Here is a 13,526-nt window from a genome sequence, read left to right on the forward strand (position 1 = left end):
CGTCCTTCCCCAGTAAGCTGCTATCTCGTATTCGACAACATTCGTAGTGCAAAAAAACTCGAAATATGCCGCGAACACATATTCGTTGTTAACACGTTGTGTACAACATTGTGGATAACTCATTTTTGTACACATAATTATTCACATTTTATCCAAAACGGCTGTGAATAACGTGGATAACTTATGATTTATTTGGTGTTTTGCAAAAAATATTACCAAATTTCATCCTGTAATGTGGGAAACATGAGAGATTCCTTTTACTTTTTCCTAAATATGTTATGATTCAAATAGATTCTATCAGTCGGTTTAAAAAAAGGGTGTGTCGTAAGATGTCGGTTAAAACGAAACTGTCCTTTATGGTTTCCCTCATCGTGTTCGCCTTACTCGTTCTTAATGTGATTCTGAACGAATATTCGACGCGGGTCAACCTCCGGTCCGATGTGGAATCTACCCTTATGCATGTCAGCGGCCAGATTGCAGCTTCGGTTGCCGAATATGACAAGGGAGACCAATTGTTTGATCGGGCATTGGAGGATAAACTGCGTGCGGCGACGATCCATGCTGCCAAACAACTTGGCGGATCGGTTGAGGAGATAACCAATGAGGAACTCATCCTTCTGGCATCTCGAGCCGGTGTATCGCAGCTGGCCCTTCTTGTCCGAGATGGGGACGGCTTTATCGTTAAGCGATCGACCCGGATCGAGGACCTTGGGATGAACACGCAATCATGGGGCAAATGGGACCAAGTGTTAAAGCGGGGTGCGGGAGATGCACAGCCAGAGAAATCGTTCTGGACCGGACCGGTGGAGCCGGTCGTCTCGGATACCAATTATACGGTGAAGCGGAGCTTCTACATAGACGGCAACAAGAACTATATCATTAGCTGCAGTCTTCAAGATTTGCAGGCAAGCACGTATAACCCGATGGACAATCCGGCGGCTTATATTCAACTGATGAAGGAGAATAAACCTTCTATTCTGGAAGTGACGGGATTCGACCTGACCTATGTCGATCTGGAAGGTGCGGCTAGTAACCCGATCGTCAAGAAGGCGATCGGGTTCGGTACCTATGATTTCATGGAGGTATCCGCCGATCTCGATCATATTCGCAGAGCCGTTGCGGGCGAGAGAATATTTCAAGAAGCCGAGCTTGGCGGACGGAATGTCATCAAGAGCTTTCTGTACGTTGATGAACCGAATCCATATGTCATTAGCGTCGTGATGGACAAGGGACCGATGTTGGCGCTAATCAAACATCAGCGTGTCAATCAAATGATTATCTCCGGCGGACTGCTTCTCATCGTGGTACTCTGCAGCTACTGGCTGTCCGATATTCTGATGCGTCCCGTACGCTCTATACTATGGAAGGTGAATGAAGTCTCGTTCGGACGATTCGACAATTCCATTGAAGTGAACCGCAAGGATGAGCTGGGGCAGTTGGCCCAGCGGGTGAATGCCATGTCGAAGAATCTGGGCATCTACATGGCGAAGCTGAAGCTGGCCTTCGAGGAGAACCGCTCGATGAAGGAATATCTGGAATCCTTCATAAACCATACGACGGATGCGATTCATGTCGTCGATCTGGACGGACGGATTACACAAGTGAACCGTGCCTTCGAGGAATTGTTCGGTTATCAGGCGAGCGAAGCGCTGGGGAATGTTCTGCCGCTCGTCCCCGAGCACTTATTGGAGGAAGAACGGGAGGCGATGGAGGGGTTAATCGCGGGTAAGCTGCTCTCGTCGCGCGAAACGGTGCGGGTAACCAAGAACAACGAATGGATCGATGTAAGCATTACCACATCGCCGATTCGCGACAAGCATGGCGCGATCCGCGCCATCGCCAGCATTACCCGGGATATGACCAGCCGCAATAAAATGGAGGAGCTGCTGCGCCGTTCCGAGAAGCTGACGACGGTAGGACAGCTTGCAGCCGGCGTAGCGCATGAAATCCGCAACCCGCTCACGACGCTTCGGGGATTCTTACAGCTGCAGCTGGAAACGGGCAAGCTCAATAGCCGTCACATCAGTATCATGTTGTCCGAGCTGGACCGGATCAATCTCATCGTCGGCGAATTTCTCATTCTGGCGAAACCGCAGGTCACACGCTTCGAAGAGAAGGATGTCCGCCTGGTGCTGGACGATGTGATATCATTGCTGGACAGCCAAGCTCATTTGTGCGACATTGAGTTCGTGACGACCTATACGGAAGAATCGTGCCGGATCTCCTGTGAAGACAATCAATTGAAGCAGGTATTCATTAATATTCTGAAGAATGCGATTGAAGCCATGCCGGAGGGCGGTCATATTACGATCGACATTGAGCGGAAGGGCAATCAATCCGTCGCGATCGCCATTACCGACCAGGGAATCGGCATACCCGAAGATATCATTCCGAAGCTCGGCGATCCGTTCTTCACCGGCAAGGAGTCCGGTACAGGTTTAGGTATTATGGTCAGCCAACGTATTATCCAAAGCCACCAGGGTACGATGGATATTAACAGCCGCGTTAACGAAGGAACGGTGGTGACGATTACGCTGCCGCTGCTAACGGAGGAGAGCCAGGCTCATATAGAAGTCTCGGCAAGCCGAGAGCATTCGAATGTTGTACAATAAGGAGAGGACAGGTGGACGGTCATGGGGAAGCGGGATAACGGCGGATCCAAGGGCTATCGGGCATTGCTAGTCGGCGCCACGGGTCTTGTTGGCAGCGAGCTGCTTCGCCAGCTTCTAACGGATGCAGAGTGCATACAGGTAACTGTGCTTGCCCGCCGTCCGCTTGCGGATGATGCGGCTGTCGTGGGGCAGGGAAAGCTGCGGGTGATAACGGCTGACTTCGATCAGATGGAGCGGGCACTGGCAGGTGTGGAGGCCGAGGTCATATTCTGTGCGATCGGCACGACGATCAAGAAGGTGAAGACGCAGGAAGCATTCCGGCGAGTCGACTACGATTACCCGGTCATGCTGGGCGAGTGGGCGCTGCGAAAGGGCGTGAAGAAAATGATCGTCGTTTCCGCCATGGGTGCGGACGCATCTTCGCGTATTTTCTACAGCCGGGTAAAGGGAGAGATGGAACAGCAGCTGTCCAGGCTCGGTTTGCCGGAGCTGCATGTGCTGCGGCCCTCCTTATTATTGGGGAATCGGACGGAGTTACGGACAGGCGAGCGAATAGCAACGCTGCTCTCTCCATTGCTCAGCATGCTGACGGTCGGCCCTCTCCGCAAATATCGTCCCATTCATGACAAGCAGGTTGCCGCCGCGATGCGCGCTGCCGCTGCTGAAGGGCAATTGTTAAACAAGCGGGATCGGGTTCGAATGTATGACAGTAATGAAATTGCTGCTTCGGCGGCTGTAATAGGTATGAGGTGAAAGGGTATTGAGAATCAATAAGTTCATTAGCGAAACCGGTTATTGCTCTAGACGCGAGGCAGATAAACTCGTCGAAAGCGGGCGCGTCACCATCAATGGCCAGGTGGCGGAGCTTGGCAGTCAGGCGGAGCTGACCGATGATGTCCGTATCGACGGCAAACCGGTTGGCGAACAGAAGGGGCATGTCTATATTGCCTTGAATAAGCCTGTCGGGATTACATCGACGACGGAGTCGCATGTGGAAGGCAATATTGTGGACTATGTCGGCCATGCGGAGCGGATCTTTCCGATCGGACGGCTGGATAAAGATTCGGAAGGGCTTATTCTGCTGACCAATGACGGGGATATCGTAAACCGGATTCTGCGGTCGGAGGGACGTCATGAGAAGGAATATGTCGTCACGGTGGATCGACCGATAACGCCTCGTTTCATGAAAGGGATGAGCGAGGGCGTGCACGTGCTTGGCAGCATGACATTGCCCTGCATCATGGAGCAGGAAGGCGAGCGTGTCTTCCGCATTATTCTAACCGAAGGCCGCAATCGCCAAATCAGGCGCATGTGCTCGGCTTTCGGCTACAGCGTCCGACGGCTGCGCCGAGTCCGGATTATGAACATCGAGCTTGGCAGTCTCGGTTACGGCAAGTGGCGGGATTTGAACCGCGATGAATTGAAGCAGCTGTTTGCAACCCTGGATAGTCATTAGAATCGTGTCGAATGGTGACCATTTCCCAGGGAATAATAAGACAACGCCTTGAGACGCGCAGTCCAAGGCGTTGTTTCTGTTTATATAGCCCCGTACCTACTATCGGACACGCATATTTATCGGATCGTGCATGTTTTGTCGGCAAAATGGGCATATATGCTTCTATCACGTCTTTCATCTACTGTTTCGGCGTAGCCGGAACGGATACCGCATTCTCCGGGTCGACGAATTTGCGGATAATGGATACTTCAACGCGGCGGTTCTTCGCTCGTCCAGCCGTTGTATCGTTCGATTCGACAGGACGATGCTCCCCGTATCCGATCGCGCTGAAGAGTCGTGGGTCAAGCGACTTATTCGACAGTAGAATGTCCATAAAGCGGATCGCGCGGCTCGAGCTCAGATCCCAATTCGACTTGAAATCCGATGTCGAAATAGGCTCGTTATCCGTATGACCGGATACGACAATCTCATAGCCGGGATATTTGCCGAACATGGTCGAAATGGCGACAGCCAATTCACGGGCTTCGGGCTTCACCACGGCGCTGCCGGAAGCAAACAACGCGTTGTCGCTAATGGTAATCATCAATTGAGACTGATTAAGTTTCGTGTCGAGCTGGGTGGTCATTCCATTGGTCTGGATGTACTTGTCCAGCTGCTTCTTCAGTTCTTCGAGATCCTGCTGCTCTTGCTTCATCAGCGCTTCGCGATTTTCCTTCTTCTTGGCTTCGTCGGAAGATTTGCGGTTATTCTTATCCGCATCGTCCATCTGCCTGCCGGTTTCCATAATGGTTGTATTGTCCAGAACGTTGACGCCGGAATTGAACGCGATATTGAACGCCTTGCTCATATCTTCGAATTTTTTGGCATCAACGGAGCTCATTGCATACAGTACGATAAACAATGCAAGCAGCAGCGTCAGCAGGTCGGCATAAGGAATAAGCCATGATTCGTCAATATGCTCATCGTGGTGTTCGCTTCTATGCTTTTTGCTCAACGCCCTCCGCTCCCTTCTCGCTCATTTTCAACCTTTCGGTCGGGGTCAGGAAGACGGATAGTTTCTGATTGATCGCAATGGTCGAAACGCCGGATTGGATCGAGAGCAAGCCTTCGACCATCATGAGTCGAAGATCGATTTCCCGCTTGGAGAGACGCTTCAGCTTATTGGCGATCGGATGCCACAAGACGTAACCGGTAAAGATACCGAGCAAAGTCGCGACGAATGCACCTGCGATAGCATGTGCGAGCTTGGTCATGTCGCTCATATCGGAGAGCGCTGCGATCAGGCCGACGACGGCCCCCAGAACCCCCAAAGTAGGAGCGTAAGTGCCGGCCTGAGTGAAAATAAGGGCGCCTGCGCGATGGCGGTCTTCGGTGGCATGGATATCCTCCAGCAGGACGTCGCGTACAAGGTCCTGGTCGTTGCCGTCAATAATCATCCGCATCCCGTTGCGAAGGAAGCGGTCTTCAATCTCGTCGACATGCGTCTCTAAGGCAAGCAAGCCTTCGCGGCGTGTGATCGTTGCCCATTGGGTGAACATCTGGATTAATTCCTGACGCGGCATAAGCTTCTGCGGAACGAAGATCATCTTAATTAATTGAGGAAACTTCGCCAGCTCCGATAGCGGGAAGCCAATGAACAAGGCAGCTGCGGTTCCGACGATAATGATCATAAAGGCAGCCGAATTGGCTAGATTCGAAATCGGGGCACCTTTGAGCGTCATTCCGACCAGAACGGCCGCAACGCCAAGCACTAAGCCAATGATAGTAGATTTTTCCATAATGACACACCTCGTCCAGAAGTAATATAGTAATAAACCGTGAGCCGCGGTCGCTTCGGCCGCTAACCCCGGATAGGAGTCTGCCGAGGGACAAAAACTGGTGCGTCTAGGAGTCTGTCCGACGAGGTGAAAGGTTTCGTCAGGGCAGACTCCTAGCTGACAAGATAAACAGTTTTTTAAGGCAACTCTGTTCTATATTAATTATCGACAGAAACGAGCCGTAGATTAGAGCAAAATGGATGTTTTACGCGGGTAATGTTAATTTTCCGCGGATTTCGTGTAGAATAGTTGTAAAGAAGGACAAATCCAAGCGAAGGTGGTCCGTTCATAATGGGCGTAAAGCACGCTAGAGAGTATAAAGATATATTGGAAGAATTGAAAGAAGCGATTGGGTCGATCGATGACGGGTACCGGTTCTTCGATATGGAATCCGATGAGTGGGAAGCGTTGGCCGAGCCTGAGCGCATGGATGTCATGGAGGCGCTCGCGGACGATGTGTTCTATGGGCTCGGCGTAGAGCCGATCATCAAAGTAGGCGGCGGCATGGTTGCCTACCGGCAGAAGCATCATTGTATCGAAGTGTCCGTGGACGGCAGGGAAAGCCGCATCATTCGTTTAATTTAACCTGTGGGAGGGGAAGAACGATGGGCAAAATGGAGAAGATGCCTCCGGCATCCGCGGACGAGGCAATCGCCGCATTGGATGGATGGGAGCGCGAGGATGAGAAGTGGATTCGCCGGAGCTACCGGTTTAAGACGTTTCCGGATGCGGTCTCGTTCGTGAACCGGGTAGCGGCCATTGCCGAGGAGATGGTTCACCATCCCTTCATCTCCATTGACTATAAGAAAGTTACGCTGAGGCTGACATCCTGGCACGCGGGTGGATTAACCGAGCTCGATATGGTCTCTGCACGCAGATATAATGAAGCGTATACAACGGAGTCTTAGTTCGATCGACGGCAGCTGCTGTCGACTGGGGAGATGCAAGGGCGCATTCGTCTCGGGCCGAATGCTGTCGATACCGATTGCCGACGAAGCAGATAAAATAAAGTCGACGAAAATGGAAGCCGATTTTGGATTGTATCCGGGATCGGCTTTTTTTGGCGTTCAGATACGTTTATAAATCTAACGCATTAAGTTACTTTCGATATGAAAACATAAGGAATTTCGATTTTCACATACGAAATCTATTGAATACAACAAAAACCTCTGTTATATTGGCAGAAACATGTTATATAATATAACATATACTAATCAGTGATCAGGGGAGGATGTCTGAATGAAGAAGAATACGAAGAAAATCAAGTTAGCGGTCATCGCAACGTTATCCTGCTTAGTCATGCAATCCATGAGCGTCTCGCCGTTATATGTCGAAGCTGCCGGCAGTTCGTCTGACCGTCCTCAGACCCATCGTCTGCCGGCTAATGCGGATAACGTCCGCTGGGGCAACATCGGGGTAGGGAAGCCGGCTCTGAGCGTTAACTCCGGGGATATCATCACCGTAGAAGCCGTGACCCATCACTCTGGCGACGATTACGAACGGATGATTGAAGGGGATGCAGGGGTCGAAGATATTTTTCATTGGACAAAAGAAGAGAAGAACGAATCCGAACGCGCCCCCGGGGTACATATTCTGACGGGGCCGATTGAAGTCAAAGGGGCGGAGCCGGGCGATGTCCTGGAGGTGCGGATACTGGATTTGAATCTGCGTCCCAGCGGGAATCCGGCCCACAAGGGCAAGACGTACGGCTCTAACGCTGCAGCTAACTGGGGCTACCTCTATGGAGACATGGTTGAGGAGCCGAAGACTCGCGAAGTGATCACGATCTACGAAATGGAGACGTACGGCTCTGCCAATTATGCGAAAGCGGCTTACAGCTATACCTGGACTCCTCAAACCGACCCGGACGGTAAGGTTCATGATACGATCGATTATCCCGGCGTCGTCGTCGACCACGATACGGTCGTGAAGAATACGGATATATTGAAGGATGTCCGAATTCCCGTTCGACTGCATTTCGGTACGATGGGCGTGGCGCCGAAGGAAGCGGATGTCGTCGACTCCGTGCCGCCTTCCTATTTCGGAGGAAACATTGACGATTGGCGCATCGGAGAGGGAGCGACGATGTACTATCCCGTATCGGTGCCCGGCGCGCTGCTGTCGGTCGGCGATCCGCATGCCGCTCAAGGGGATTCGGAGATGAACGGAACGGCGATCGAAACCTCGCTCACGGGAGATATCCAAGTAATTCTGCATAAGAAGAACCAGCTGGACGCCAAGCTGGACGGTCTTAGCTTTCCGCTGCTCGAAACGGAGAAGGAATGGGTTCTCCATGGCTTCAGCTATGCGAACTATTTATCCGAGCTTGGCGAAGAAGCCCAACAAACCATCTATAAGAACTCATCCATCGATAAAGCAATGAAGGATGCTGCCTATAAAACGAGACGTTTCCTCATGGACGGCATGGGGCTGACGGAGGATGAAGCCTATTCACTCATGTCGGTTGCCGTAGATTACGGCATAACGCAGGTGGTCGACGGGAACTGGGGGGTGCATGCATCCATTGACCGCGGCATGTTTAACGAGCAGGCGACGAGGCTTGTTACGCTCCGTGACCGTTTCGAGAGTTTCGGCGCGAAGGTCAAATGGAATAACGCGGAGCAGACGGCTGCGATTACGTATGGAAGCAATACCCTTGTACTGAAGGCAGGGGCTGCGGAAGCGAGCTTCAACGGCAAGAAGGTAAAGCTATACGCGCCCGTTCGGCTTGAAGAAGGATCGGTGATGGGATCGGAGTACTTCGTGAAAATTTTTGAAGCAAAGCTGATGACGGCCAAATAGAGAGGATGGGTTGCTTGATTGTCCGGCTGGTTCAGGTTGGTAACACTTAATAATGCTTAGTAATACAATTCGAGAAAATCGCCCTTTATGATGCCTGTAGGAGGCAAAATGAAGGGCGATTGTCTTGTTGATGTTTCTTGACTAGAGCTATTCCTCCGAAACCTTGGAGAAGAAGGACAGTGCGTATAGCGCAGCTAAGCCAACGATAATATAGACGATTTTGGCGCCGATCGTATCCGACCCGTCGAATAACTCTTCGACCAGATTCCATTCGAAAATCCCGATAACCAACCAGTTCAAGCCGCCGAGAATGAGGATAATCAAACTGATGATGTTCAACGCCTTCACTAAAGTTCGCCTCCCCTGTAAATGTACTGCGGGCGTGTAACATGGCCCTCGCAGGCATCTGCTCATGCAGCTTGCATGCGTTATTCCCTACAGGGTTATGCGGGAAAGCCGTCGAATAGTACGGAATTAGGAATCGTTTCTCGTGCGGTTGTCCCGAGGTTCGTAGGTCATACAGTGGACGAGCGCCGTTCCTTGTGTCGAATGCCGTTCATACGTGTCGGTGATGACAAATCCCGCGTCCTTATATACTTTAATCGCCCGCGCATTCCACACATGCACCTCCAGGTCGATCTCGTCGCCGGGCGCTCTGCTCCGGGCCTCTTGAACGATGGCGGTTATGAAGCTATGGCCCTGGCCTTGGCCGCATAGATCGGGACGCATACCCAATCCTAATCGGGTAACGCCAAGAAGGGGGAAGAATTGCGCGAATCCGACAAAGTCTCCGCCAGCATCCAAGACGGCTGCATACTGCATCGCGCGTATGACAGGATCGCCGAATTCCCGGCCCTCCTGCTTCATCTCCGCCCAGCTGGACCAGTTATAAAAGTCGAACGGCGGCTCATACCGCCAGCTGCAAAGCTGTTCGGCCAGACGTTCGTCGAGCGGCGTGACGGAGTAAGGTGCTGCGGCTGCGTATTTGCTATCTGACATGATGTCAACCTCCTGTGTGAGTAGAGCGGACGTTCCGATATGACGATGTGCACCATTATAACAAATTACGGTCAAGCATGATAAAATGGGGAAGAGCGCTTCGCTGGCAGCAGCGGGATTAATCGGACTTGTGTAGGTCGAACTTTGAAAGGGGTAAATAAGAATGGAAGCAATCGTGTCCACAAAGTGGACGTTGGCACGGCTGTACGAACCGGATCTGGTTATTGTGGATTGCCGGTTCATGATGGGTCAGCCGGATGCGGGGCGTCAAGCTTACGAGGAATCGCATATTCCGGGAGCCGTATATTTGGATCTGGAGAGGGATCTGTCCGGGGAATTGGACGAGCATGGCGGGCGGCATCCGCTGCCTGACCCGGCGACGCTGGCACATCGCTTCGCCAAGGCGGGCATCAGCAATGAAAGCCGCGTCGTGGCGTATGACAGCCAGGGCGGAGCGATGGCTTCGCGGCTGTGGTGGCTGCTTCGCTATTTGGGGCATGACAAGGTAGCCGTCATGGATGGCGGGTTCCCTGCCTGGCAGGAAGCGGGTTTCCCCGTAACCGCTGAGCAGCGCGTGATCATTCCGGCTTCATTCTATGCCGAAGTCCAGCATGGCATGCTTGCAGAGGTATACGATGTTCAGGAGAAGCTGGGTGCGCCGGGCATCGCGCTGGTCGATTCGCGCGAAGCGCCGCGCTACCGCGGCGAGGTCGAGCCGCTCGACCGGGTTGCCGGCCATATTCCCGGTGCGGTTAACCGCTTCTGGAAGGAAGGCATCGACGATCAGGGGCTGTTCAAGAGCGCCGATGAACAGAAGGAGCGGTTTGCCGATCTGCAGGATGCCAAAGAGATCATCGTGTACTGCGGCTCGGGCGTAACCGCCTGCCCGAACGTGCTGGCGCTCATGCGAGCAGGCTTCTATAATGTGAAACTGTATGCGGGAAGCTGGAGCGATTGGATTAGTTATGAGGGGAATCCGGTTGCGGTAGGGGAAGAAGAATAGCCGAGTAAGGCATAATAGTATGTACATTGTGAATACATCGTCAGGTGGCCGTCACGCCCCGGCGATGTTTTTTTATGCCCTGAAGTCAACAAGAGGTCAACGCTCGCGCTCTGAAAACATTTTCATGCGCCCTCCGACTTGGAGCGAACTGGGCTTCTGTTCGGCTTGGCTTGGTGTACCGTACAGACCTAACAGGCACCAGCATCCTCGCATGCTCCGAGAACCAGTAACGCTGGCGTGCAGAAACGCAAGCTTTGGGCCTTGGCGACAGGAACGATACACCTCAACAATCATGAGTGGCGATAAAATAAGGCTAGTGGGTCGGGACGTTCGGTACAGAGCCATATCTCTCACGCCTGTAACCATTTTCAGGACAGAATCTACAGCTGGAGCGATTGGATTTCTTACAGTGAGAATCCGATTGCGACAGGAGAAGAGTAAGAACTGAGAATCCGCGTCGGACGCGGGTTTGGGGGGCTGTGACAGGTTGCCGAGGGGCGAGTAGTTGCGGCCCTCTTCGGAGTTTTTGTTAAACAGCTTACAAACAAGGACCCGAGGAAAGCATCTCATCCACGTGTATACAGAAAGGGTCAACCCGGGTACATCCGCGTTGGCCCTTCTGCACTAACTTTCCGAATTGGAGAAACGGACATGAATGGACACGATCTCCGCCCGCGATCCGATCCGGATCGGAGGGCCCCAGAAGCCGTAGCCGGAAGATACGATGGAATAAAGCTGCCCTTTCTGCAAGTGGCCCCAATCATTCTCGAACAACATGCCGGTTACCAAATTGCCGGGCGCGATTTGTCCATAATGCGTATGGCCAGATACCATCAAGTCGATGCCTTGCTCCTTCGCGATGTCCAATTCGACCGGTTGATGCTCCAGCATGAACACCGGTCCCGTGCGATCGATGTTTTTCGTCAAATGGACCAGCTCCGCTCTCTCCTTATCGCTGTAATCCTTCCGCCCGATCAGCGTCAGCCAGCCTCCAACCTCAATCGTCTCGTCATACAGCACGTTGATCCCGCTCTCCTCGAGAAGACCGATCAATTCCTCCGTCTCGCCCTTGAACCGGTCATGGTTGCCTAACGAAGCGAAAACGCCGAGAGGCGCTTCGATCCTCGATAAAACATCGCCAATGCCCTTGTCTTTGTAAGGGATAATATCATCATCCACAATATCGCCGGGGAGCAGGACGATATCCGGCTTCAATGCGTTTATCTCCATAACCATCCGCTGCGCATGGCTTCTTCCCGATAAATAGCCAAAATGCATATCGGACGCCATCACGATATGAAGCTCGCCGTTCTCGGGGCCTTCTTGGTCGATAGGGATGTCATAGGAACGCACGGTCGGACTATAAGCATTGAAGCTTCCATAACCGATCAGAATGGCCAGCAGGATCAAAGTGGAGATTCCCGACCACTTCTGGACGGAATGACGAGGCAGCCGTGTCAGCTTCGTTAACCAAACGATGAGGTGAACGAGCGGCAGCAGCATGGCCAATAAGCTGAACAGGGCCAGCCAATAGCCGCCGATAACGCTTAAAACGGTGGAGCCCGCAACAACTCTGGAAAGAATGAGAGAGCTCGCCAAAAAGACGACGGCCATAATATAGAACAGCCGAAACCTGCGCGATACGGCCGGCTTAATCCACGTCCAACCGCTCCATCCAATATAAAATACGATTAAGGCATACAGGACGATAAATACGAGACCGATGACGATAAACATGTTGCCCTCCTTAATAAGCTCCTTCTACTATACCTTTCAGTTTCATTCTATACGTAAGAACCCCATGACGGGTTAGCTCTCGCCTTGTATTTCAAGATGAGGGCTATTGCTCTATGTATCCGCATTATGGCGAAGCGACTTGGAAGATGACCTCAATGTTCTGATTGTAGTTGCCGAAGCCTTGGCCAAACAGCGTCAAGCCGCCGACATTGTCGGCATCTGGTCGAACGGCGATGCGAAACGGCATATCGTGGCCAAATAGGGGCTGTATGTCGCGGATTGCCGTATCCGACAGCTTGATGCCGTCGATGAAGCTGCCATCCTCCGTCACCGATAAGATTTTGAGCAGACCGTATTGGGTTTTATTCGTGTCCGGCCACCAATCCGGATTGAGGAGGCCTCTTCTGTCGCCAAAGTCGCCGGGGCACGTCCATATGCCAAGCTGCCTGCCGCCGAGCTCGAAGGAAATATCGGACGGCCAATTCTCGTTGCTGCCAGGCGCTTCCGAGCAAAGCTCCATGGAGATGTCGATCCGGGTAAGCCGCTGTCCAGGCAATAGGTAATTCGGAATCCGGTATTCGACGTATCCTTCGGCGAACCAAAGCACGTCGGCGTCGAAGCGCTGCGGGTCGGAGAAATATCGGGGATCGTCAAGCTGTCCGATAAAGGAGGACTGCATCGCGAGTCCGCATGTAGGCTTGACGGAATAATCGGTGTAATGTCCGATGCGTATGGAACACGACAGGGCGTCCCGCCGATTCCCGGTGCGAGCTCGGAAGCCGCCTTGAAAGGATTCCACTGCAAGCCTGCACAGCTTCTGCCGTCCGTGCTTGCCCGGAGCATGCGTACATACGATCAATCCCGATTCTTCAAGCTTTCGAATATGGATGGTAACGGTTGCGGACGAGAACGACAGCGCTTCGGCGATTTCCTTCACGCTCATTGCCCGCGTGGCGAGCATATCGAGTATATCCAGGCGCGGCCTGGAAGAGAGCGCTTCATAGACAAGCAATGATTTGTCGTCAGTAGAGAGATAACGAATGGTAACCAACTCCTTTTAATTAGTTAAAATGCTAACAAAAAGCGTGAAAAAATGCAAT

General features: G+C 52.4%; 13 protein-coding genes. 7 read left to right on the forward strand and 6 right to left on the reverse strand.

The window, feature by feature from the left end:
- The first annotated feature begins 329 nt into the window (after positions 1-329).
- The 3 genes from L1F29_RS00530 to L1F29_RS00540 are packed head-to-tail and all read left to right on the forward strand — an operon-like array spanning position 330 to position 4,068.
- Positions 330-2,612: a sensor histidine kinase gene (locus tag L1F29_RS00530; RefSeq protein WP_258386476.1), complete on the forward strand. Its 2,283-nt coding sequence runs from the start codon at positions 330-332 to the stop codon at positions 2,610-2,612.
- 21 nt (positions 2,613-2,633) lie between these two features.
- On the forward strand, positions 2,634-3,365 hold the full coding sequence (locus tag L1F29_RS00535) for an NAD(P)H-binding protein (RefSeq protein WP_258386477.1): 732 nt from the start codon (positions 2,634-2,636) through the stop codon (positions 3,363-3,365).
- A gap of 7 nt (positions 3,366-3,372) precedes the next feature.
- Positions 3,373-4,068, forward strand: coding sequence for a pseudouridine synthase (locus L1F29_RS00540; RefSeq protein WP_258386478.1), 696 nt, complete (start codon positions 3,373-3,375; stop codon positions 4,066-4,068).
- A 178-nt stretch (positions 4,069-4,246) separates the two neighbouring features.
- On the opposite strand, the gene motB is transcribed toward L1F29_RS00540, so the two are convergent.
- Both motB and motA read right to left on the reverse strand, forming a co-directional pair.
- On the reverse strand, positions 4,247-5,062 hold the full coding sequence (gene motB, locus L1F29_RS00545; protein ID WP_258386479.1) for a flagellar motor protein MotB: 816 nt from the start codon (positions 5,060-5,062) through the stop codon (positions 4,247-4,249).
- Entirely contained in the window at positions 5,046-5,846 is an 801-nt protein-coding gene (motA, locus tag L1F29_RS00550; protein WP_258386480.1) for a flagellar motor stator protein MotA, read from the reverse strand. Before motA ends, motB begins: the two co-directional genes overlap by 17 nt.
- A 330-nt stretch (positions 5,847-6,176) precedes the next feature.
- On the opposite strand from motA, the gene L1F29_RS00555 reads away from it, so the two are divergent.
- The 3 genes from L1F29_RS00555 to L1F29_RS00565 all read left to right on the forward strand — a co-directional run bounded on the left by L1F29_RS00555 (position 6,177) and on the right by L1F29_RS00565 (position 8,687).
- A complete protein-coding gene (locus L1F29_RS00555; RefSeq protein ID WP_258386481.1) occupies positions 6,177-6,470 on the forward strand; it encodes a hypothetical protein in 294 nt (97 codons plus the stop codon).
- A gap of 20 nt (positions 6,471-6,490) precedes the next feature.
- Positions 6,491-6,793 (forward strand): 4a-hydroxytetrahydrobiopterin dehydratase, encoded by a 303-nt coding sequence (locus tag L1F29_RS00560; RefSeq protein WP_258386482.1) that lies wholly within the window; start codon positions 6,491-6,493, stop codon positions 6,791-6,793.
- Positions 6,794-7,124: 331 nt separating this feature from the next.
- Positions 7,125-8,687, forward strand: coding sequence for an acetamidase/formamidase family protein (locus L1F29_RS00565; RefSeq protein WP_258386483.1), 1,563 nt, complete (start codon positions 7,125-7,127; stop codon positions 8,685-8,687).
- A gap of 147 nt (positions 8,688-8,834) precedes the next feature.
- Here L1F29_RS00565 and L1F29_RS00570 read toward each other — a convergent pair whose 3' ends face one another.
- Complete coding sequence (locus L1F29_RS00570; protein ID WP_258386484.1) at positions 8,835-9,035, reverse strand: DUF378 domain-containing protein; 201 nt, start codon at positions 9,033-9,035, stop codon at positions 8,835-8,837.
- Between the two features lie 126 nt (positions 9,036-9,161).
- Positions 9,162-9,686, reverse strand: coding sequence for a GNAT family N-acetyltransferase (locus tag L1F29_RS00575; protein WP_258386485.1), 525 nt, complete (start codon positions 9,684-9,686; stop codon positions 9,162-9,164).
- A 163-nt stretch (positions 9,687-9,849) separates the two neighbouring features.
- On the opposite strand from L1F29_RS00575, the gene L1F29_RS00580 reads away from it, so the two are divergent.
- Positions 9,850-10,689, forward strand: a complete 840-nt coding sequence (locus L1F29_RS00580; protein ID WP_258386486.1) for a sulfurtransferase — start codon at positions 9,850-9,852, stop codon at positions 10,687-10,689.
- Positions 10,690-11,313: 624 nt separating this feature from the next.
- Here L1F29_RS00580 and L1F29_RS00585 read toward each other — a convergent pair.
- Complete coding sequence (locus tag L1F29_RS00585) at positions 11,314-12,426, reverse strand: metallophosphoesterase (RefSeq protein ID WP_258386487.1); 1,113 nt, start codon at positions 12,424-12,426, stop codon at positions 11,314-11,316.
- Positions 12,427-12,550: 124 nt separating this feature from the next.
- Positions 12,551-13,477 carry an ArsR/SmtB family transcription factor gene (locus L1F29_RS00590; RefSeq protein WP_258386488.1) on the reverse strand — a complete coding sequence of 309 codons (927 nt, stop codon included), beginning with the start codon at positions 13,475-13,477 and terminating at the stop codon, positions 12,551-12,553.
- Positions 13,478-13,526 lie beyond the last annotated feature (49 nt).

This window comes from Paenibacillus spongiae (assembly GCF_024734895.1).
Classification (GTDB): domain Bacteria; phylum Bacillota; class Bacilli; order Paenibacillales; family Paenibacillaceae; genus Paenibacillus_Z; species Paenibacillus_Z spongiae.